This window comes from Pontibacillus sp. HMF3514 (assembly GCF_009858175.1).
Classification (GTDB): domain Bacteria; phylum Bacillota; class Bacilli; order Bacillales; family BH030062; genus Pontibacillus.
In genome coordinates this window covers 1,318,694-1,339,324 of record NZ_CP047393.1, presented here as the reverse complement: position 1 = coordinate 1,339,324, position 20,631 = coordinate 1,318,694, and the positions used below count along the sequence as shown (strand labels likewise).

The 20,631-nt window shown below is 38.9% G+C and carries 20 protein-coding genes; 7 read left to right on the top strand and 13 right to left on the bottom strand.

Going from position 1 to position 20,631, the window contains the following annotated elements; all coding sequences use genetic code 11:
- Positions 1-348: 348 nt before the first annotated feature.
- From GS400_RS06935 to GS400_RS06910, 6 genes are all read right to left on the bottom strand, one after another.
- Positions 349-1,503 (bottom strand): saccharopine dehydrogenase family protein, encoded by a 1,155-nt coding sequence (locus tag GS400_RS06935; RefSeq protein WP_160100290.1) that lies wholly within the window; start codon positions 1,501-1,503, stop codon positions 349-351.
- 31 nt (positions 1,504-1,534) lie between these two features.
- Complete coding sequence (locus GS400_RS06930; RefSeq protein ID WP_160100288.1) at positions 1,535-3,037, bottom strand: aldehyde dehydrogenase family protein; 1,503 nt, start codon at positions 3,035-3,037, stop codon at positions 1,535-1,537.
- A gap of 21 nt (positions 3,038-3,058) precedes the next feature.
- A complete protein-coding gene (locus GS400_RS06925; RefSeq protein ID WP_160100286.1) occupies positions 3,059-4,708 on the bottom strand; it encodes a thiamine pyrophosphate-dependent enzyme in 1,650 nt (549 codons plus the stop codon).
- The gene (locus GS400_RS06920; protein ID WP_160100284.1) at positions 4,689-5,882 is read right to left on the bottom strand and encodes an LL-diaminopimelate aminotransferase; all 1,194 of its coding nucleotides are present in this window, start codon (positions 5,880-5,882) and stop codon (positions 4,689-4,691) included. Before GS400_RS06920 ends, GS400_RS06925 begins: the two co-directional genes overlap by 20 nt.
- 234 nt (positions 5,883-6,116) lie before the next feature.
- Complete coding sequence (locus GS400_RS06915; RefSeq protein ID WP_236561180.1) at positions 6,117-7,670, bottom strand: methyl-accepting chemotaxis protein; 1,554 nt, start codon at positions 7,668-7,670, stop codon at positions 6,117-6,119.
- Positions 7,671-7,904: 234 nt separating this feature from the next.
- On the bottom strand, positions 7,905-9,422 hold the full coding sequence (locus GS400_RS06910; protein ID WP_160100280.1) for a carboxypeptidase M32: 1,518 nt from the start codon (positions 9,420-9,422) through the stop codon (positions 7,905-7,907).
- Positions 9,423-9,687: 265 nt separating this feature from the next.
- On the opposite strand from GS400_RS06910, the gene GS400_RS20380 reads away from it, so the two are divergent.
- Both GS400_RS20380 and GS400_RS06900 read left to right on the top strand, forming a co-directional pair.
- Positions 9,688-10,974 (top strand): globin-coupled sensor protein, encoded by a 1,287-nt coding sequence (locus GS400_RS20380; protein WP_160100279.1) that lies wholly within the window; start codon positions 9,688-9,690, stop codon positions 10,972-10,974.
- Positions 10,975-11,362: 388 nt separating this feature from the next.
- Positions 11,363-11,950, top strand: coding sequence for a hypothetical protein (locus GS400_RS06900; RefSeq protein WP_160100277.1), 588 nt, complete (start codon positions 11,363-11,365; stop codon positions 11,948-11,950).
- Positions 11,951-11,994: 44 nt separating this feature from the next.
- Here the strand turns inward: GS400_RS06900 and GS400_RS06895 are convergent, their stop codons facing one another.
- Together GS400_RS06895 and GS400_RS06890 are read right to left on the bottom strand one after the other, a co-directional pair.
- Positions 11,995-12,648, bottom strand: a complete 654-nt coding sequence (locus tag GS400_RS06895; RefSeq protein WP_370519796.1) for a fumarylacetoacetate hydrolase family protein — start codon at positions 12,646-12,648, stop codon at positions 11,995-11,997.
- Positions 12,626-13,111 carry an arsenate-mycothiol transferase ArsC gene (locus GS400_RS06890; RefSeq protein ID WP_160100275.1) on the bottom strand — a complete coding sequence of 162 codons (486 nt, stop codon included), beginning with the start codon at positions 13,109-13,111 and terminating at the stop codon, positions 12,626-12,628. The genes GS400_RS06895 and GS400_RS06890 overlap by 23 nt, the downstream gene beginning before the upstream one ends.
- 615 nt (positions 13,112-13,726) lie before the next feature.
- Here GS400_RS06890 and GS400_RS06885 point away from each other — a divergent pair.
- Entirely contained in the window at positions 13,727-14,017 is a 291-nt protein-coding gene (locus tag GS400_RS06885) for a 4a-hydroxytetrahydrobiopterin dehydratase (protein WP_160100273.1), read from the top strand.
- Between the two features lie 44 nt (positions 14,018-14,061).
- On the opposite strand, the gene GS400_RS06880 is transcribed toward GS400_RS06885, so the two are convergent.
- From GS400_RS06880 to GS400_RS06870, 3 genes are all read right to left on the bottom strand, one after another.
- Positions 14,062-15,795, bottom strand: a complete 1,734-nt coding sequence (locus tag GS400_RS06880) for a DEAD/DEAH box helicase (RefSeq protein ID WP_160100271.1) — start codon at positions 15,793-15,795, stop codon at positions 14,062-14,064.
- Positions 15,796-15,891: 96 nt separating this feature from the next.
- A complete protein-coding gene (locus tag GS400_RS06875; RefSeq protein ID WP_160100269.1) occupies positions 15,892-16,203 on the bottom strand; it encodes a hypothetical protein in 312 nt (103 codons plus the stop codon).
- 189 nt (positions 16,204-16,392) lie between these two features.
- Positions 16,393-17,658 carry a glycoside hydrolase family 18 protein gene (locus tag GS400_RS06870; RefSeq protein WP_370519795.1) on the bottom strand — a complete coding sequence of 422 codons (1,266 nt, stop codon included), beginning with the start codon at positions 17,656-17,658 and terminating at the stop codon, positions 16,393-16,395.
- 127 nt (positions 17,659-17,785) lie between these two features.
- Here GS400_RS06870 and GS400_RS20030 point away from each other — a divergent pair, with 127 nt between their 5' ends.
- The 4 genes from GS400_RS20030 (at position 17,786) to GS400_RS20310 (ending at position 19,758) form a co-directional block, all read left to right on the top strand.
- Positions 17,786-17,944: a hypothetical protein gene (locus tag GS400_RS20030; protein WP_201450140.1), complete on the top strand. Its 159-nt coding sequence runs from the start codon at positions 17,786-17,788 to the stop codon at positions 17,942-17,944.
- 66 nt (positions 17,945-18,010) lie between these two features.
- Positions 18,011-18,319 carry a DUF5634 family protein gene (locus GS400_RS06865; RefSeq protein ID WP_160100265.1) on the top strand — a complete coding sequence of 103 codons (309 nt, stop codon included), beginning with the start codon at positions 18,011-18,013 and terminating at the stop codon, positions 18,317-18,319.
- Between the two features lie 225 nt (positions 18,320-18,544).
- On the top strand, positions 18,545-19,603 hold the full coding sequence (locus tag GS400_RS06860) for an NAD(P)/FAD-dependent oxidoreductase (RefSeq protein WP_160100263.1): 1,059 nt from the start codon (positions 18,545-18,547) through the stop codon (positions 19,601-19,603).
- A gap of 26 nt (positions 19,604-19,629) precedes the next feature.
- On the top strand, positions 19,630-19,758 hold the full coding sequence (locus GS400_RS20310) for a hypothetical protein (RefSeq protein ID WP_255454169.1): 129 nt from the start codon (positions 19,630-19,632) through the stop codon (positions 19,756-19,758).
- A 36-nt stretch (positions 19,759-19,794) separates the two neighbouring features.
- Here the strand turns inward: GS400_RS20310 and GS400_RS06855 are convergent, their stop codons facing one another.
- Both GS400_RS06855 and GS400_RS06850 read right to left on the bottom strand, forming a co-directional pair.
- Complete coding sequence (locus GS400_RS06855; RefSeq protein ID WP_160100261.1) at positions 19,795-20,184, bottom strand: NUDIX hydrolase; 390 nt, start codon at positions 20,182-20,184, stop codon at positions 19,795-19,797.
- Complete coding sequence (locus tag GS400_RS06850) at positions 20,174-20,599, bottom strand: NUDIX hydrolase (RefSeq protein ID WP_160100259.1); 426 nt, start codon at positions 20,597-20,599, stop codon at positions 20,174-20,176. The genes GS400_RS06855 and GS400_RS06850 overlap by 11 nt, the downstream gene beginning before the upstream one ends.
- Positions 20,600-20,631: the final 32 nt, after the last annotated feature.

Below are 20,631 nucleotides of genomic sequence, written 5' to 3'. Positions count from 1 at the left end.
CGGTTACATGAAGAGTTATATGATCCTCATACCATCTCATAAAAAATAAAGCTCTCTCATCTTTATATTTGCAACCGTTTCATTCCTATTTTTTTACCGTTTTATATTAACACTGTAATTCGTTAAAATAAAAAATCGATCACTCATTATGGAGTAACCGACTTTTTTCTACTCTTCACAAGCGAGACTTTAGTCGTATGTCCTTTAATGTTACTTAGGTGAATAGGATGATCTTTATAATCTTTGTCTCTTTTCATCTCTACTAGAATGTAATCTTCATAGCTTTAAATCGAAATGATAAAAATTAAAAAGGAAACTGCCGCTTTTGACAGTTTCCTTAACTACAATTTATTCCGTCGAACTTGACTCCAAGATCTTCACTCCACGTTTCCCCATCTCTTCAATATAAAGTGCACCAGGAACAATATTTTCTGGAGGATGAACACCTCTTTTTGTAATCGCACCGCTTCCGATCATTTGTGCAACGACTGAAATAGTGTTGGCTGTTGCCCTTGCCATTGCTGTTACACTGTTGACACGATCTTTATAAGTAACCATCTCGTACGTATATGATGTTTGTGCTCCGTTCTTCTTCCCAGCAACCATTACACGTAAGAGTACTGCATCATCTTTATCTTTTAACTCCACAATCGGGTCAATCGTCTTTAACAACACTTCGCGAGGTTTTACTTTTCTACCATCGAGCTCAATTTCGTAATCATTTCGGGTAAGGTTCAAATCTACTAATAGTCGCATTTTATCCGCATGGCCTGGGTAACGAATCGTTTTATACTCTAACGTATCTAAGTAAGGATAGGATTTAGGTAATGTCGAAGTTCCGCCTGAAGTGTGAAACGACTCTAGAGGACCGAACTTTTCAAAATACAAGCGCTCTATCTCGGATAAAGATGGTACTTGTTGTTCTTTGCCATTTCGAATAATGGTAGATGGGTCTGTATAGTGATCAAGTAAGCCTTCCATAGAAAAGACGTGATTGTACTCAAGTGGTGGATCTGGTTTTACAGGAATTCCTCCAACATAAAGCTTAATAGAATGAGGCTGATCAAGCTTGCTGACACCATAACCAGATAGGATGTTGATCATTCCAGGGGCTACACCTAAATCTGGTATCACGGTCACCCCAGCTGCTTTCGCTTGATCATGCATGTTCAAAACATTATCAGTCACATGACCAATATGACCGCCTAAATCGACGGAGCTGATCCCAACCTTTATGGCTGTTTCCGCTACAATCTCATTAAACGAATAGAACAAGGCATTAATGACAACGTCGAACCTACTCAAAAATTGAGCAAGATCATTGGCATCGCCTGCATCCACTTTATAAGCTTGAATTTTAGAAGATCCAAGCTGCTGACAAACATTCTCTGCCCTCGAAAGTTCAATATCAGCTAAGCCTACCTCTTTCACTCCTGAGCTTTGCACTAAATCACGTGCAGCCTCTTTTCCCATCAGTCCTGAACCTAGTACCGCTACTTTCATGCGAATTCCCCCTTACCCTGATAGACTCCCCTTACTCAACGTCAATTTGAGCGCGTTGTAACTTTCCGCTGTAGTCTACATAGACCGCCTTCCATTCCGTAAACACATCAAGTGCCGCTACACCAGAATCACGATGGCCGTTCCCTGTTCCTTTTGTTCCGCCAAAAGGAAGATGGATTTCAGCACCGATTGTCCCAGCATTAACATAGACAATTCCTGTATCTAAATCACGTTGCGCAGCAAAAACTTTGTTCACATCCCTTGTAAAAATGGAACTCGATAGACCATATTCCACCCCATTATTCACCTCAATTGCTTCCTCAAAAGACTTCACTGGAATAAGTGACACTACAGGCCCGAAAATCTCTTCCTGAGCTATACGCATGTCAGATGTGGCATCTGTGAATAAGGTTGGCGCAAAGTAATAACCATTTGCATGTTTTCCTTCATTCAAAACGTAGCCACCCGCAAGCAGTTTTGCTCCTTCTTTCTTTCCGATTTCCATATATTCTTCTATCTTTTCAAGTCCAGCTTTATTAATAATGGGACCTACTTTAACCGATTCATCCAAACCGTTTCCAATCGTAAGCTTCGCCATCTCATTTAGAAGTTGCTCTTCTAATCTCTCTTTTATATCCTCATGAACGATAACACGACTGCACGCCGTACAACGCTGCCCACTCGTTCCAAAAGCACTCCACAGAATACCTTCAACAGCTAAGGATAGATCTGCATCATCCATAACCGTAATGGCGTTTTTTCCACCCATCTCGAGCGAGACCTTCTTTAACTTTTGCCCACACTTCCCAGCAATATTTCGGCCAACATCATTGGATCCCGTAAAGGAAATCACGCGGATATCATCATGTTCTACCATGGCATCTCCAACTGTTGAACCTGATCCTAATACAAGGTTTAGAACCCCTTTTGGCAGTCCTGCTTCTTCAAATATTTTTGTCAGTTCATAGGCCATTAAAGGCGTTTCTGTTGCTGGCTTCCAAATCACCGTATTGCCCGCCACAATAGCTGGAAAGGACTTCCATGTCGCAATAGCGATAGGGAAATTCCATGGGGTAATAATCCCCACCACACCAACTGGAGAACGAACACTCATGGCGAATTTATCTTTTAGTTCTGAAGGTGTCGTCTGTCCAAACAAGCGACGCCCTTCTCCAGCCATGTAAAATGCCATATCAATTCCTTCTTGTACCTCCCCACGCGCTTCCTCGATTACTTTCCCATTTTCCATCGTTAAAATTTGAGCAAGATCCTCTTTTCTCTCCTTCATCAATAAGCCTACACGGTATAAGACTTCTGCTCGTTGAGGGGCAGGTACAAGAGCCCAAGATTTTTGAGCTTTTTTGGCTACCTGAACAGCTTGATCCACATCCCCTGCACTTGATAACGGAACCTGGACAAGAGACTCTAACGTAGCAGGGTTTGTGACAGATGCGTATTGATCACTTGCAGAATTCACCCACTCCCCATTAATGTAATTCTTCAACTTTTCCACTTTAATGAGTGTTTTTGGCATTTAAGTAACCTCCTTAATTGGTTATCTATGTTTGTCTCGCATTTGTTGAATCGTTGATGAAACAGAAATTTGTTCAGGATCTGTTTCAATTTCGATAACTGAAGCCACTCCACAATTCATGGCTTCTGTTAATGCCTCTTCAAATTCCTCAATTGATCTCACATAAAAACCTCGAACTCCCATTCCTTTTGCTATCTCTGAAAATTGAACATTTCCTAAATCGGTACCAATGGTTTTGGTTGGGTAATGAATTTCCTGATGCATGCGAATCGTTCCGTACATTCGGTTGTTAAAAACCAAACTAATGATTGGGATATTGCATCGTACAGCTGTCTCCAGTTCTTGCATCGTCATCATAAATCCACCATCCCCAGATAGGGACACAACGGTTCGTTCTGGTCGAGCCAGCTTAACTCCCAGAGCTGCTGGCATTCCATATCCCATCGCACCAGAAGTTGGTCCGACATACGAGTTCTTTTTCCTGAATTGATAAAAAGAATGGAGCCATCCAGCAAAATTCCCTGCATCATTCGTTAACACCGATTCTTCAGGTAAAATCTTTTGCAAGGAAGCAATCACATTTTGGTTTAAGGATTCCGAGTCAATGGTCGTCGCATCCTCGTACGCTCTTCGCGTTTCTTTCCGCCATTCACTCCACCTATTCATGACATTTATTTTTGAAAGTGCCTGCAATCCTTCTTTTAAATCAGCTACGACACCCACATCAGGTGCATACACATTACCGATGGTTTCATAATCGATGTCTACATGAATGAGTTTATGATCGTCTTTGATAATCGAGTAGTCCTGCGTGGTGACCTCTGATAAGCGTGTACCGAAAGCTAAAATTGTGTCTGCTTTTTCCACTGTTTTTAAAATGTTTGCATGTGTGCTAAGCCCAAGGTGTCCGACATAATGCTCATTATTATTAGGAAACACATCATGCCTTCGAAAGGCTGCCATCACAGGAATTTCATATTTTGTAGCAAATCCCCAAAGACTTAACTCCGCTCGTGACCGCTGCACTCCACCACCAGCGATAATAAGAGGACGTTCAGCCTGATGTAATAGGGACTCAATCTCTTCGATTTCTTTTGCAGAAGGACGTGGTGAAGGTTTTTTCACAGGTTTTCCAAAAGTCATTTCCGCTTCCTCTACAAGCATATCCTCAGGTAGCGAAACAACTACTGGGCCTGGTCGACCTGTCTGAGCAATTCGAAACGCTCTTTGTACAAGTTCAGGAACCCGTTTGGCATCTTGGATTTCAACGGTCCACTTGGCAATATGGTTGAAATACTGATCAAGATCGATCTCTTGAAACCCTTCTCGTCCCCTGAAATCTCGATGAACTTGACCTAGAAAAACCACCATTGGCGTCGAGTCCTGATAGGCGGTATGAACTCCAATCGTCAAATTTGATCCTCCAACACCACGCGTCGCCATCACAACTCCAGGTTTTCCACTCGCTTTGGCGAAGCCCTCAGCCATGAATGACGCGCCACCCTCATGTCTCGCTGAAATAAGTGTTATGGATTCCTCATCATGAATGGCATCAAGCACAGGCAAATAACTCTCGCCTGGCACACAAAAGACATGCGAAACAGATTCTCGTTTCATGCACTCGACAATCGCTTTAGCTCCACTTTGCATATTACGTTTTTTTGGAATCATCTAGGCGCCCTCCTGCTTGGAACGTTTTCATTCGTTGTACCGCTTCACTTAATCGTTTAGTAGGAACAGACAGTGAAATGCGGAAAAATCCTTCACCTTGCTCACCAAAAGCTGTACCAGGGGTTATAATGACGCCAGCTTCCTCTAGCATCTTTTCAGCGAACGCTTTGGATGATTCCTGTCCAGGCACCTTCGCCCAAATGAAAAATGTCCCTCTTGGCTTTTCAGCTTGAATCCCCATGTCCCATAAGGCCTCTAACATGGTTTCCATTCGCTTTTGATAAATGTCATTGTTATTTCGTACAGCTGAAAAATCACTTTGTAATGCTGTTACACCAGCTTTTTGAATTGGCAAAAACTGGCCTGTATCCATATTGCTTTTTACAATAGACAATGCTCGAATGATCTCCTCGTTTCCAACCACATAACCGATCCGCCAACCTGTCATATTAAAGCTCTTTGACAAGGATCCAAATTCCACAGCAACCTCTTTCGCGCCTGGAACTTGCAGGATACTTGGAGCTTGGTAATCATCAAATGTTACTAATCCATAAGCTGCATCTTGGGCGATACATAAGTTATGCTTCTTTGCGAATAAAACAGCTTCTAAAAACGTATCCATCTCCACAGTCGCACCAGTTGGATTGCTTGGATAGTTTAAGAGCATGAGCTTAGCTTTTTTGAGCTCTCTTTTATCCATTAGATCAAACATAGGAACGTACCCTCTGTCAGGATCGAGCGGTAACGGTATGCCTTTTCCATTTGCCAGATGGACTGCGGAATCATAAACGGGATAACCTGGGTCAGGAATGAGAACGCCATCACCGGGATCAATCACTGCATACATCATGTGAGCTATGCCCTCTTTAGAACCAATCAGTGTCAGGACTTCCTTGTTTGGATCCAGTTTGACGTTATACTGCTTTTGATAAAAAGCCGCAACTGCTTCTCTGAACGCTTGTGTACCTGCATAAGGAGCATATTTGTGATTCTCAGGTTTAATCGCTTCGCTTTTGAGCCGTTCCACAATAAATTCCGGTGTCGGTAAGTCAGGTGCACCAATTCCAAGGTCAATTACATCTACACCTTTAGCTTGCAGGCGTTTCTTTTTTTCATGGAATACCGAAAACAAATAAGGCGGTAAGCTTTGAACTTGTTTTGAAGCATAGGACACGATCCGTCACCCCGCTTATGTTCAAAATGGATTAGATTTATGCGAAACATTTCAGTTATTCTATCTTATTATCAAACTTGTCTTTTCATTAATGGATTTTTGGAAATGCATCATTTAGAAGAAAAAATACTCAGAGCTTATTAAGCTCTGAGTATCGGTGAAGTTATGTAGCTGTTTGGTTGATCACTTTAAAAATTTCTGAACTATTAAGAAAATCGTTCTACTTTATAAAGTTTAACTGGCTTTTGAAACTGAAGGAGATTGAATTTCGTAGTTTTTCAAATCTTGATTATTTAACTTTCTTGTCAAATCATTCATGTTTCCTGTCATATTCGTCAACGTCTCAACTTGTTCAGACATACGTTGAATCGTTTCTAATTGAGCTTTTGACACTCCCATTACATGCTCATTTTGGTCCTTCGCATCTTTCGTAAACAATAGAAGACTATTAAAAGAGTTCGTAAGTGCATTCACAGTACTTTGAAGATGTAGACTAGATGAGCTAACTTCAACGGTTTGTTCTTCAACTTCTTTAGACTGGTCTAATATTCCATCCAAATTTACTTTCATATCTTCAAGGAAGTGACGACTTTTTTCCATTTGATTCATACCTTCAGTAGAACGATCTCTTGCATCTCGGATTTCGTCTTGAATGGACCCCATAATGTTAAAAATACGTTGAGTTGCTTCATCCGACTGCTTTGCAAGTTTTTGAACTTCTTCAGCAACAACACTAAATCCTTTACCGTGTTCCCCTGCTCTTGCTGCTTCTATTGATGCATTTAACGCTAAGAGATTCGTATTCTCAGTAATTGCTGAAATTTCTTCGGTAATACTGTTAATTTCATCTGATCGCTCATGAAGAATATGAATGACCTCGCTCGTTCTATTAATAGCTGACTCAGTCGAATCCATATTCTTATTAATTTGATCAAGTGAACGTTTCCCTTCATTGGTTGCTTCGGTTGTGTGATTTGCTTGATTTAGAACCACTTCAATACTTTCGTTAATTTGTTCAACTGCTGATTGAATATCAGATATACTTACTGCATTGTTCTCTGCTTCTTTCACTTGGTTTTCAGAATGATGGTTTCTTTCTGCTAGAAGCTCTTCAATTTGTTCAAAGGTGCTAGTAGCCCCATTTGATTCATCTTTAAGTGATTCTACAGTATTGCGAACTGTTTGTTCCATATTATCCATTTGCCCTAATAGTTCTTTCATTTGTAATTGTTTTTCATCATTTTGATATTCTAATTCTTTTATATTCTTATTCTTTAGACGAATTTGATAAGAGGTTCCCATACTTGTGAGAACTAAGTAAAACGCATGTAAGAAAAACATAAACCAAGTATAGTTAGATGAACCATATAATACTTCTGTCCCAACAAACATTCCAGATAAATGAAACACAGCAAAAATGGCAGTCATAATGGCAATAATATCGATTCTGTCATAAAAAGCAATTAGGGAAACAACTAGAAAAATTGAGAAATGATAAACCACCATACCTTCTCCATTTACAATCATTGCAATACTAATAAAGGTAAACAATACACTCATTGTCCATGGCAACAGTTGGTGACTTGAATCCTTAATATATATGTATAAAGCAAAAAGGAATATTATAATAGGTATAGTCAAGTAAAGATATAACAAAGAAAGGTCTTGTTGGGTATTAGATAATGAACTATTAATCTGAAAATTCCTATGAGTCCAATGAATCATTACAGATACAATTATTCCAATAATAGAGAATAGGAGCATTGTCTTGTTTTTTTGTTGTAACACTTAATCATCCTTTCAAGTAATGTAAAACGCAATAAAATACATTATAACAAAAGAACTATAAACACGATAAACTTAAGTCCTATATAGAACTATTTTTTTTAATAAGAGGGTTATACAACAGTAAAATATACACATCCCAAACATAAAAAAGTAGTCCAATCAAGAGTATAAATCACATTCATATACTCATGAATCGGACTACCTAATATCTACTAACGGTCAATAGTATCTTCTTTAGAGATTATACAACTTCGAATACTTCTCTTCTAAATAATTTACAAGATAATCAGAATTCAATTTTTCACCCGTTACCATTTCAATCAACTGACTTGGCTGATAGATGCTTCCGTGCTGGTGGATTTTTTCACCTAACCATTCACGAATTTGAGTTAGATCACCTTGAGCGATTTGCTCGTAGAAATCAGGGATCTCTTTTTGGATGGTATTTAAAATCTGTGCAGAATAAAGATTTCCTAGTGAATACGTATGGAAGTACCCAATTGCACCGAATGACCAGTGAACATCCTGAAGGACACCGACGCTATCGTTATCTGGAACAATACCAAGATACTCTACCATTTTCTCATTCCATACCCGTGGAAGATCTTTTACTTCAATATCGCCTGCAATAAGGCCTTTTTCAATTTCATATCGAATCATGATGTGTAGGTTATACGTTAATTCATCCGCTTCAACTCGGATAAAGGATGGTTGAACACTATTCACTGCATGATAGAAATCTTCTCGGGAAACATCCTTCAGCTGCTCAGGAAATGCCTCTTGAAGATCGCTATAATGAGCCTGCCAAAATTCCGGCGTACGACCGACCATGTTTTCTAAGAATCGGGACTGGGACTCATGAATACCAAGAGACGTACCGCCATTTAGACCGGTACCCTCTAAATCTTCTCTCACACCTTGTTCATAGAGTGCGTGACCAACCTCGTGAATGGTTGAGAATAAAGCAAAAGATAGATTATCCTCATCATAACGTGTCGTGATACGAACATCGCCAATGTTTACTTTTTGTGCAAATGGATGCGCTGTTGCATCAAGACGTCCTGCTTCTGTGTCATAGCAAAGCTTTGGCAGAAGGTTATGTAAAAATTCTTTTTGCGTATCCACATCATAATGTTTCTCTAAGAATGAACGATCCATTTTCGTACCAGAATTCTGAATGCGTTCTAGTAGGTTTATGGAGCTTTCACGTAAATCACGGAAAATAGGATCGATATCTTTCACCTTAAGTCCTGGCTCAAATGCGTCCATTAACGCATCGTATGGATGATCTTCATATCCAAAATACTCCGCAAACTTGCGCTTGAAATCGACCATTTTTTCTAAATAAGGCTGATACGAAGCAAAGTCATTATTTGCACGAGCCTCTTCCCATGCTTGATTCGCTTCCCCTGTTAAGACACTATACTCTTGGAAAAGGTCTGTTGGGATGCTTTTGCTACGCTTGTAATTATGGTTGTAGTCACGTACGAGAGCCTGGTCTTTTTCATCTAACGTATCGTACACTTCAGGCTTCGTTAACTCCTCTAAAGCCTCACCCAATTCTGGTGAGATGGACATTTTGAAAACCTCAGTGGAAACAGCACCCATGGATTTAGCAAATGTACCGCGTCCTTTTTTAGGAGCCATCACCTTCTGGTCCCATCCAGCCAAACTCAATATGCTTGAAAACGCAGAAATTTTCTCATCTAACTGCTTCAATTGTTGAAGCGATTCATTTACTGCTACCGCCATTCTCGATTCCTCCCCTTTTGGAAATATTCTGATAATATTACGAATAAATCCAGTATAGCGTATTTTCCTTCGAGTTTCGAATTATTTCTCTAGAAACTCATCGACAAATATCGGATTTTTCATAGTTCAAATCGCTATCATAAAATTGTCACAAAATTTTTCCAATACCAGTATAGGTTTCCAATATTTTTTACTATATAATAAATAGATACAATCTATATACATCTTAGAAATGAGGGAAATAATTTTGATAAAGCAGCTATTTATGCCACAGAGTAAAGAACAACCTTTTACATTCAGGGAGGATTTCGAAGTAACAATACAAGTTACCAAAAATGGTGACCTTGATAAGCAGCTAAATATGATCGATTTTCGTAAAGAGGATTTATTGATCTTAAAATCCTTACAACCCATTATTGAAGAAAATATCCAGGTTATTGTCGATCAGTTTTATAAAAACCTAGAGCATGAAGAGTCATTAATGACGATTATTCAAGATAACAGTTCTCTTGACCGACTAAAAAAGACATTGACTACACATATTATTGAGATGTTCGATGGAAAAATAGATCCTTTATTCGTAGAAAAACGAAATAAGATTGCTTACATACACGTAAAAATTGGGTTAAAGCCTAAATGGTATATGTGCGCCTTCCAAGATCTTTTGCTATCAATAATGCGCATATTAGAAGAACGTATTCAAGATCGAGATTTATACATAAAAGCCATACAATCTACAACAAAAATACTGAATATTGAACAACAGCTTGTATTAGAAGCGTTTGAACAAGAAAATGAACGAATTCGTAATCAACAGGAAGAAAGCAAAAATGACCTCTTAAAAGAGATTGACTATACGGCAGAAACATTAGCTGCAGTCTCCCAACAAACCAATGCTTCATCTCAAGAAATAACAGCGAAGTCTGAACAGATTTTATCCTTATCTAAAAAAGGTGCGGACATTTCGCATAGAGTGAAAACGCAATCGTTAGAAGGAAAAAATGAGTTAGACTCACAGCAACAACAAATGAAACATATTCAAACGAGCATCACGGAAATGTTAGAAGAAATGAGTAAACTAACAGAGATATCAAATGAGATCCGACACATCGTCGATATCGTAACAGGAATTGCCGAACAGACGAACCTGCTTGCTTTAAATGCTGCCATCGAAGCAGCTCGTGCGGGTGAGCATGGCAAAGGTTTTGCTGTAGTTGCGAATGAAGTTCGAAAATTAGCAGAACAAACAAAAGAATCTGTTTCCAATGTATCAAAGCTGATCCATACAACGAATGAACAGATTGAAAGTGTATCTCACAATGCAACTGATATTGACCAGTTAATCTCAAACAGCACCGCCAACATGGGGCAAATCAATCAATCCTTTAATGAGATTGTATCTGCTATGTCTCAGAGTAACGACTATAATGCTTCCATTGAAAAAGAGCTGGAGAATTTCACATATGTCATTCAAGAAATCAATAACGCTATTTTGCATGTAACCGATTCATCTACACAACTGCACACCTTAACAGAAAAAACGAACAGATAGTAAAGAAATAAAAGCTCTCACCCCTAAAGGGGTGAGAGCTTTCTTATTTCCTGTGTTACGGAGCTACATATCCAGTGTGATAACTCGCTTCGAAAACAACTAGAAAGATCAGCAACACTAAAATCGCTAAACCGACCACCATGTGTGCCACCTCCATATTCAATTAGTTGTGAAGATAGACTAGATTCATACTTGGCGAAATCTTTTCTATCTCACACCTTATTTATATGAAGTCTAGCTTCTTTTGACAGGGTTTATGGTAGGTGGCATAAGTTTGTTTTTCTATCAATTCTATTAAAAAATAGTTGAAATGCTTATTCATTTAATAGGTATCCACACTTCCCTCGTCCAATCCCAAACATAAAATAGCTATGCAGGAGGTGAATTTATGAAGAATAATCGTTCAGCTTTAGGAGGCATGTTGGACTTACCACAAAATTTATTAAGGTCGTTGACCATACCAACCAACACTACTCACTCAAATTCTTCCTCAAATAAACCAAAGGATTTAAACAGCTTATTCGATGACCTTAGAAAAGAATGCAAATATGATGCACTCCAATTTTCCGGTAAAAGTGAAGAAAAACAAACGAGTACCGCCACTTTCCTTAATGAAAAAATTAAACTACCTCAGCTATCAGACAAAACCGTTAAGCTTATACAGAATACAAGCACACACTTAATCGATCGAACAATCGAGAAAATAAGTGCAAACATAGCAGGAAAGTTAGTCAACAAGGAGGGGAATAAGCACATGTCGGATGAGAAGAAATCTAGTTCGATTTCCAAACTCGTAGAAGGTGTTTTACAGGATGAGGGGATCCAAGACAGTATTAAACAAATTGCTAAAAAAATGAAATCTGAAGAAAACAAAGATTCAGAGGGTTTATCAAGTGATACGTTGCAGGATGTTATGAATAACCCTGAAGTTCAAAAGCAAATAGAAAACCTTATCAAGAACATTCAAAAAGAATAGAAAAAAAGCAGAAAGAATGCCAACGTTCTTTCTGCTCTCTTTACTTATACGAATGTAACGTTTAAAAAACCAAAGGTTTTTGTACTCTCTGATAGTTCAGCTTTCATTTCTAATACATCCCCGTCTCGTAAAGGGCCGACTCCTTCTGGTGTACCTGTGTACACAATATCGCCTTTTCCTAATCCAAGGTTAGAAGCAATATAGGATAGTAACTCTTCAAGAGGAAAGATCATATGGGTTGGTAGACCATGTTGAACCTCTACTCCATTTTTTAATAGACTAAATTTTATCTTATTAAATGCCTCAAGACTCTCGAATGGAATAAACTCCGTTAACACAGCCGATCCTTTAAACCCTTTGGAGACGATCCATGGATGCCCTTTTTCTTTTAATTGAGCTTGTACATCACGTGCAGTGAGGTCAATACCCAGTGCAACCCCATCAACAATTTGCTCGAGAGGTTTATCAGGAACATAGGCTTCTGCCATTTTCACCACTAGCTCCACCTCGTAATGAATTTGTCCTATTTCAGAAGGTAAATTAAGCTCTCCTTCTGCGGGATGTAACGCATGTGTAGGTTTTGAAAATATCATCGGTTTTGTTGGAAGGTCATTTCCCAGCTCCTGAGCATGCTGAGCATAGTTCCTTCCTACACAATAAATATTGCGAATGGAATCATAGTTCTCTTTCATCATCATCACCTTTCTTTCTCATGTGTTCGTAGACCCTAGGGGTGTGTTGGTGTATGTAATCAACCATCTTCCTTAGTGCTTGCTCAACGTCTTCATTTCCACCAGGAGCTGGTACACGAATTGAAGTAGACTCATTCAGGCACACTTCATTAAATAAGGGAGCTCTGTAATTATACTCATTTGTTAGGTAGTCTTGATGTTCGTCCCCCATTGCAATAATCAAATCATAATCATGAAGAAAATTTTGCTGAAATGGGATGCGAGTATGTTGTGAGGTGCTTATCCCTAACTCAGCAAGATGGGCAAAATGAGTAGTTGAAAACTTCGAAAGATCACTATCAGCTTTGAAGCCAGCTGATTCTACAATAACATCTTGAATTCCGTTTTTGTTCAGGTAATGCTTTAAAGAAAACTCAGCTGTAACACTTCTCGTAAAGTTATCTGTACAGACAAATAAGACACTGTTCACACCTTTACCTCTTTTCATTTATTGGTCTTTATTCTATTCGATAAAAAATGTAATTTCCTTCTTGAAATAAAAAAGACACCACAACTGGTAAGTAGTTTGCTTGTGAAGTAAAAAGTACAAAATCACACACAAAAACGCAGAGGATAATATCCCTGCGTTTTTATTTTAATGATTTGTTGTTCAAAAATGTACCTATTAATTAAAAATGATCAGGAACCTATAACATGTGAATTTTCTTTGCGTCTCATTATTTTCTCAATAATAATTACTTCTAATGAAGTTAATGTAAATAAGAGTAGATAAGTTACAAAAATTAGAATTCTTGCAAATACAACATTCGTTATTACAGCAACAATAATGTAAAGAACAAATGAATTTACTAATACAGTCTTTTGAACATAACCAATTGTCTTTGTGAGACTACTATGAACTCTAAGCCTCTTAATGATGATAGGTATAGCAATTAATAAATTTACTATAATCACCAAAAATGCTAGGGTCACTCTTATTGCCTAGTAAATAAAGAAAAAGACTCTCAAAAAAATATGTTTACTATATTGGAATAACAGGAATGGTTTGCATGCAAGCAGAAATAGATTGATTAGGAGGTATTACATGGCACTAACACAAGATCAAATCAATAACCAACTTGAGAATGTACCACAGTGGGAAGTTTCTAACGAAAAATTTATTTCTCGAAGCTTTAAATTTAAACAATACATGGACGGTGTACAATTCGCATATGACATCGGACGTACAGCAGAGGAAATGGACCATCATCCATCTATTCAAATCGAATATGGCGAAGTGGTCGTAGCTGTTACATCCCATGATGCTGGAGGTTTAACAGAGCGCGACTTTAAACTAGCTCAGAAGATTGATGATACGTTTGAGAAAATGAAGTAAATGATTAAAGCCACTAACCTAGTGAAATAGGTTAGTGGCTTTTTTTATTGTATGACCGCTTCCTTGGCTTCCCAAAGTTCCTTAAATCGGGTATAGGCAAGTGGAGGACCAAGATTTAAGATGTTATCGGAAAAATCAACGATCGTACATTGCTCCGTTCCTCCGAATTTAGGGCCACGTAAACCACGTCCTATGATTTGTTCATACAACACAGCACTTGTTGTAGGTCGACAAATCACAATATACTCGGTTTTCGGTGCATCAAAACCAGTTGTTAACACGCCATAGTTGAATAAGAACTCAATCTCTCCACGCTTAAAGGCTTTAATATAAACTCTTCTTTGCGCTTTGGAAGTTTTGGCTGAAATGGCAACAGCTTTGCGTCCAAAAGCGTTCATAACACTTGATAAAAACTCTGCATGCTCTACCGTACAAGCATAGACAAGCGTAGGTGAATAAGCCGGGATATCCATTAACCGCTTCGTAATCAGTTTATTCCGTTTTGAATCAGCTGCTAAGACACGTAAGAATTCTGGTGTAAAGTCACCAAAATGGTCAAACAAACTGTCCTCTTTAATTTCAATCGGGTTGTTATTATTCTCATAAACAATATGCTTAGGTGTTGCAAGGTAACCTTCATCTCTGAAGAATTGTAGCGGACTGCGATCATACGCTTCGCTCCATTTAAATTCAGGCTTGATCAAATAAGCTTCAAATCGATCAACTAGCGTATAAGTGGATTCATCACTTCGTCCAGGAGTAGCGGTGAGACCACATACAGCAAATAGCCCCTTTCCTGCAAGCTCTTCTGCTATTTCAAAAAGCTTGGCATACATAGGTGCTGCAGCATGGTGCGCCTCATCAATAATCATTGCACCACAATCACGAAGAACCTCATGGATAAATGGATCTTCATTTTGGATACGGGAATGTAGCTGACGGATACTTGCCACAACCACTCCACCCGTTAAATCATCAGGGTCCACGTCATTACCACCAAAATAACGATAAATTCGTAGACTTTCCGCAAACTCCTTATCGACCCACATGTCCGAAATACAAGAGATCGCCTGCTCACACAACTCTTCACTTTGCGCAATCCAGACCATATATTTGCCATCATAAAACCGTGGTTGCATCCATTCGATAAAACTCTCTACAGCAATTCTTGTCTTACCTCCGCCTGTTGGAAGAGAAAGCATGCAACGTGTGTGTTTTCCCTCTCGATTCAACACTTCGAGCATGCGTTTTTTCATGTCTTCTTGATATGGGACAAGTGCTGGTACTTTCTTTTGTGGTGAAATATCCTCAAAAACAGCCTTTTTCGGACCACTCTTTTGATTCACACCTGCGAAGATGTTTGAAAAACCTAATGTTCTCACAAACTCTTTCGGCCATCTCCCACCTGGAATCCACTTTTTCGAGGAAAGTTCTCCGTACATATAGTTGGGAGACGTAATCTTTTTCTTCGGATTCGGATGCTTTTGATAGAGATCTATGACTTCTTCATCCTCTAAGGTTTTTAATAGAAATTTGCGCAGATCACGTACAGCCTGATTGGATCCTGAAAACAAATCGGCTCCTTTTTGCATAACAACTAGACGCGTTAACTCATATGAACTCATGGATTCTTTTGAAAAATCCTGAAGCAGACGGTTTAATTGTGAAATTTGCTCTTTACCCAGTAACCCTTTAATAATACGATCCGGTACGTTATATGTATCAAGCAATAATTCCACTGCTCTATTTATATCCTGATCTGTTGGAAACTCCTTCATAGTGTTCTACCTCCGTAACAAAACTCAATTCTTCAATTGTAGCATGGTTACGAAGGTCGATGTAGTAGAAAATGAACGTTCGTTTCTGGAAACTTTTTAATGAAAAGTCTTCTCTAATTGATGTACTTCATACCTCTCCCAAACCTTATACTTCTCACGCAAATACCTCATTGCTTCCATCACCTTATCGAAATCCTTCTCTCCTTCATTGTCTAAGGTGAGGTGAGCAGGGACTCGATAATTTTTCACACCGTGATAGCTCATTAAAACATAGATGGCTTCTCGTTCAGCCCCTTCTGTTTTCTCCCAATTTACCGTTCCATAACACACATGATATTTAACTGTTTCGTCTTGCCTGTGGTTGGCTGGTACAATGACTTCTTCCTTGATTTCATGAACTCTTGTCATTTTCAACTCTCCCTTTTCTCAGAATTTCTTACAGTATATAGACAACCCTTGAGAATGGAAAATAGACAAAATTTCATTTTTTCTTATGTTCGTTCTTTATAACATACTTTTTCTATCCTCAAATCACTATTTTCATACATTCAAGTAGAGGCATTTATTAAATTTTACCTTCACAAAAAAGATAAGGCTCTACACCTTATCTAAGTCTTTCATAACCTTTATATGCTGGTCCATAAACGCCCAGTTTTGAGGGAAACGAAAGCGCACTTGCCAGAATGTCGTCCCAAGCAAATTATACGCATCAAGCAATTCATACTTAGCTTTATAACTTCGTATGTCTTCGAACCATACTTCATGTTGCCTGTTATTCAATACATACCTATAAAATGGTGACTGACTTCGTTCCTCAAATTGAATGGGCAGCCAACGCCTGATTGCCATGTTTTGAGCGTCCAAAGCAGATAGTGCACTTGTCTCGAACCCAGGGATTACTTTATCGTATCCATACACCGGAAAGCTCACTTGCATTTTTCTAGCCGGTATTTTGGTTAGTGCAAAACGGACAACCTCTTCCATCCACCAAATCGGTGCAATTGCTTTTGGCGGGCCAGTCGGATAGCCATAGTCGATCGTCATAACAGCAACAATATCAGCGATTTCACCAATTACTTTGTAATCATAGGCGCCAATAATTGGGTTGGTAGGAACATCAGCTGTTTTAGCATGAACATTCACATGGAGAATTCGACCTCCTAGCTCCGTTTTTAATGCTTGTAAAAATAATTCAAAATCACCTCGTTGTGGAGGTGGAACAAACTCAAAGTCTATACTAACACCGGCATACCCTTGTTGATCTACGAAACGAACCATACTCTGAACTAAATTGGTTCGATAAGATTCGTTTGCAAAGACACCCCCGACTAATTCTGCTGAAAAATCACCATCCTTAAAATTTCGAATACACAATAAAGGTTGAATGCCAAACTGTTTACAAGCCTCTACAACTTGTTCATCCTCTCCCTGCTTATACGCATATCCTTCTTCAGTAAAGGAATAGGCTACAACAGCTAAATAAGTGAGATGCTGCGATATCTCTTGTAACCTAGGTAAAAACGGTTCGATATTGTAAGGCACGAGAAATCCTAGTGTCTCAATATTTAAAGGCTGAGGCGAAGGGATTTGTATCTGTTGCCCAATCGATAATAGACTTGGATCAACCCCTGGATTCGCTTCTATAATAAGTTGAGTACTCGTTTGAAACCGCTGTGCAAGCTTCCAATATGTATCACCTGCTTGTATGACATATACACGATCGTTCAAGCTCTCTTTTGGAATATATAACGCAAGCCCTGGGACGAGTTGATCCACGGAGGCTAATCCATTCACTTCGCTTATCGCTTGAATTGACACATTATACCTTTGTGAAATCCTCCATAAAGAATCCCCTGACTTCACTACATAGATCAATCACACCAGCTCCTTTAAAAAATAAGCTTCTACTCCCATTCTATGCGCCGGATTTTGCATATCATCAATATTTATAACTTTTTTAGCCAAAATAAGAGCATAAGGAGTGATGAACATGAACAAAAAGAAACGAGAATATGAAACCGAAGAAACTGTAGCACCTACCGTTAACGAAGAGGATTCTTACGGCGAGGATGCTACAGAAGAAGAAATTGAAAATGGTGACTCAACTCGCGTAACAAGACTGATGAACGAATTCCCAAGCGGAGAGTAACAAACAAGCTCAACCCTTTCCAGATATGGTATGATTGGGAAGAAAAAGATTTTGAGGGGGATCCCTGTGGACTATATCAGTGTGGAAACCATTTTAAATGATTTTAAAGAATCACTATCTGTTCTCATTAAGCAGTACAACCTTGCTGAGGCTTCGATTTATGAAGAGGAAGGCGAAGGTGACACCTACTATATTGGATACACGGTATTAAAAGGTGGTAAAACATATCACATTCATATGCCTTTTGAAAAGAACGATGAAGATCATTTAGCACTCGCAAAGCCCGAGTGGACGATTCAAGCTGAAAACGCTGAGTATAAAGGGTTTGAATCATTAGACGAGGTGTTTGATAAGATTAACGAAATCAATGAGTAATAGAAGAATCACTCAGAGTTATCTAGCCTCTGAGTGATTTTTCTTAGATCAAGTCCCAAGCTTCTTTTGCATCAAAATATTAATTTTATAGCCCCCCTATACCCTTTCATGCCAACATTTAAAGCATCTCCTTACGACAAAATGGATCAATTTTCATGTTTACGCTTTCAACTTGTGTTTTGCGTGGTAAAATAAGGGGGGATATTACATAATAGAGGTGATCTTATGAACCGCATCGTGATATTAGGTGGAGGTTATGGTGGGTTAAAAATTGCTCAACAGCTTCTCTCTAATACAGATCGAGAGACATCGATTACATTGATTGATCGAAACCCATACCATTCCATGAAAACAGAGTTCTATGCACTTGCAGCTGGAACGATTGCTGAAAAGGATGTACGCACATCGTTTCCTGAAGATGAACGACTTCATTTTATTGCAGATGAGATACTACACATTAACATTGAGCATCAATCCGTAAGCTTACGACACACTGAAAAAGTATATTATGACTACCTGATTATTGGTCTTGGATCTGAAGACAACTTCCACGGTATTGACGGCGCTAGCGAATATACGCATAAGATTTCAACGATTAAAAAGACCCGTCAAACCTATGAAGCTGTGAACAATATGAAGAATTATGGTACCGCTACCATTGTCGGTGGAGGACTAAGTGGTGTTGAAATGGCATCCGAGCTTCGTGAAAGCAGACCTGACATCAACATTCGCCTTTTGGACCGTGGAGACAGCATTCTGAAATCGTTCCCTGAAAAGATTCAAGAGCATGCGATCGAATGGTTTAAAGAGCACGATGTTGAACTCGTGTATCAATCCAAAGTAGACTATGTTGAACCAAACATTTTATGTAATGCTGGGACATGCTTATTAAGTGACGTTACCATTTGGACTGCTGGAATCAAGCCTAGTAAAGTTGTGGACAAGCTTGATTTAGAAAAAGATAACGCAGGCAGAATTATTCTAAATGACTATCACCAAGTTCCTGAGCATCCAAACATTTTTGTAACAGGAGATTGCGCAAGCCTTTACTTGCCTCCAAGTGCTCAGCTTGCAGAACAACAAGGAAAACAAATTGCAGACATTTTAACAAACATCTTAAGAGGCAAAGACCCTAAAAAGCCATCTAAAATTGTGATCAAAGGAACACTAGGATCACTTGGAAAAGACGATGGATTTGGTCTGACACTGAACTATCCTTTAAAAGGGGTACTTCCACGTGTCATCAAAACCGGCGTTTTATGGTATCATAAGTTTCAGAACTAATGATACGGAGCAAGGAGGTCTTAAGCATGCTACCAGGTCGTTTTTATAGTAAAAACAAAGAAACTGCAAAGCGATTTTCAGCCAAAGAAGGCATTATGGTGTTCGTGTTTATCATGATCTTCGCTGTCATCGCAGGCCTCCTGACCCTTTTATAACAAAAAGCGCAATACTCTATTTGAGATTGCGCTTTTTTATTTGTACATGTATACAATCTGATGTGCAATTTCTTTCGGGCGAACATCTAACGATAATAAAGTCGCTATATCCACCCACATAGGCTCATATAATCCATTATCATTCTCGGTAAACTCCATTCCTTGACCAGTGCCAAAAGTACCTCCTACGATTTCAGCGATATAGAAATATTGCGTTCCATGAAATGAAACAGTACGAAAAAGATTATCAAGAGACACATATACGCCTAATTCTTCAAAAGCCTCTCTTTTTGCAGCTTCTCTTGGAGTCTCTCCTTCCTCAATTCCACCACCAGGAAAAACATAGTACACTTCAGAATTCTTCACGCGCTTAATTAAACAAACTTGATATCCTTTTATGATAATGGTCGAGCCTCTATTCCTCATCTAATACTTCCCCTAAATAATCTCCGTGTCCTCGTATTAATTGAATACCATGTACCCCTGAAATCCAAAAGAACCTGAAAGTAAGTCCATCCTCTTCTCCTCCACCAGTTGGATTAAAGCTCCACTCCTCTTTTGTATTAGGGGCAGAAAAGTGATAGAAAAAACGTTCATGTAAAGCTCCATCATCTGCTTTCCACATATCTTTAGCAATCAAGCCTTTTAGCGATAAGTTATGTAAGCCTGTTTCTTCCTTCATTTCTCGTACTACAGCTTGCTCAGGAGCCTCTCCTTCTTTTACCGTTCCTTTCGGGATTTGTATGCCTGCTTCAGGTATAGGGAGTTGGAACACTAAAACTTGTGGTTTTCCCTTCTTTTCTCTTGTGATATACCCATATGCCTTTTGAATTGGTTTCATCAAAACTCCCCTCCCTCCTATTATTATGCCAT

What these genes read in the sequence shown, in the direction of transcription:
- GS400_RS06850 (WP_160100259.1), bottom strand. Translation starts at nt 20,599, where the DNA reads ATGAAACCAATTCAAAAGGCATATGGGTATATCACAAGAGAAAAGAAG.
- GS400_RS06885 (WP_160100273.1), top strand. Translation starts at nt 13,727, where the DNA reads ATGGCACTAACACAAGATCAAATCAATAACCAACTTGAGAATGTACCA.
- GS400_RS06880 (WP_160100271.1), bottom strand. Translation starts at nt 15,795, where the DNA reads ATGAAGGAGTTTCCAACAGATCAGGATATAAATAGAGCAGTGGAATTA.
- GS400_RS06895 (WP_370519796.1), bottom strand. Translation starts at nt 12,648, where the DNA reads ATGATGATGAAAGAGAACTATGATTCCATTCGCAATATTTATTGTGTA.
- GS400_RS06900 (WP_160100277.1), top strand. Translation starts at nt 11,363, where the DNA reads ATGAAGAATAATCGTTCAGCTTTAGGAGGCATGTTGGACTTACCACAA.
- GS400_RS06875 (WP_160100269.1), bottom strand. Translation starts at nt 16,203, where the DNA reads ATGACAAGAGTTCATGAAATCAAGGAAGAAGTCATTGTACCAGCCAAC.
- GS400_RS06935 (WP_160100290.1), bottom strand. Translation starts at nt 1,503, where the DNA reads ATGAAAGTAGCGGTACTAGGTTCAGGACTGATGGGAAAAGAGGCTGCA.
- GS400_RS20380 (WP_160100279.1), top strand. Translation starts at nt 9,688, where the DNA reads ATGCCACAGAGTAAAGAACAACCTTTTACATTCAGGGAGGATTTCGAA.
- GS400_RS06925 (WP_160100286.1), bottom strand. Translation starts at nt 4,708, where the DNA reads ATGATTCCAAAAAAACGTAATATGCAAAGTGGAGCTAAAGCGATTGTC.
- GS400_RS06930 (WP_160100288.1), bottom strand. Translation starts at nt 3,037, where the DNA reads ATGCCAAAAACACTCATTAAAGTGGAAAAGTTGAAGAATTACATTAAT.
- GS400_RS06910 (WP_160100280.1), bottom strand. Translation starts at nt 9,422, where the DNA reads ATGGCGGTAGCAGTAAATGAATCGCTTCAACAATTGAAGCAGTTAGAT.
- GS400_RS06860 (WP_160100263.1), top strand. Translation starts at nt 18,545, where the DNA reads ATGAACCGCATCGTGATATTAGGTGGAGGTTATGGTGGGTTAAAAATT.
- GS400_RS20030 (WP_201450140.1), top strand. Translation starts at nt 17,786, where the DNA reads ATGAACAAAAAGAAACGAGAATATGAAACCGAAGAAACTGTAGCACCT.
- GS400_RS06855 (WP_160100261.1), bottom strand. Translation starts at nt 20,184, where the DNA reads ATGAGGAATAGAGGCTCGACCATTATCATAAAAGGATATCAAGTTTGT.
- GS400_RS20310 (WP_255454169.1), top strand. Translation starts at nt 19,630, where the DNA reads ATGCTACCAGGTCGTTTTTATAGTAAAAACAAAGAAACTGCAAAGCGA.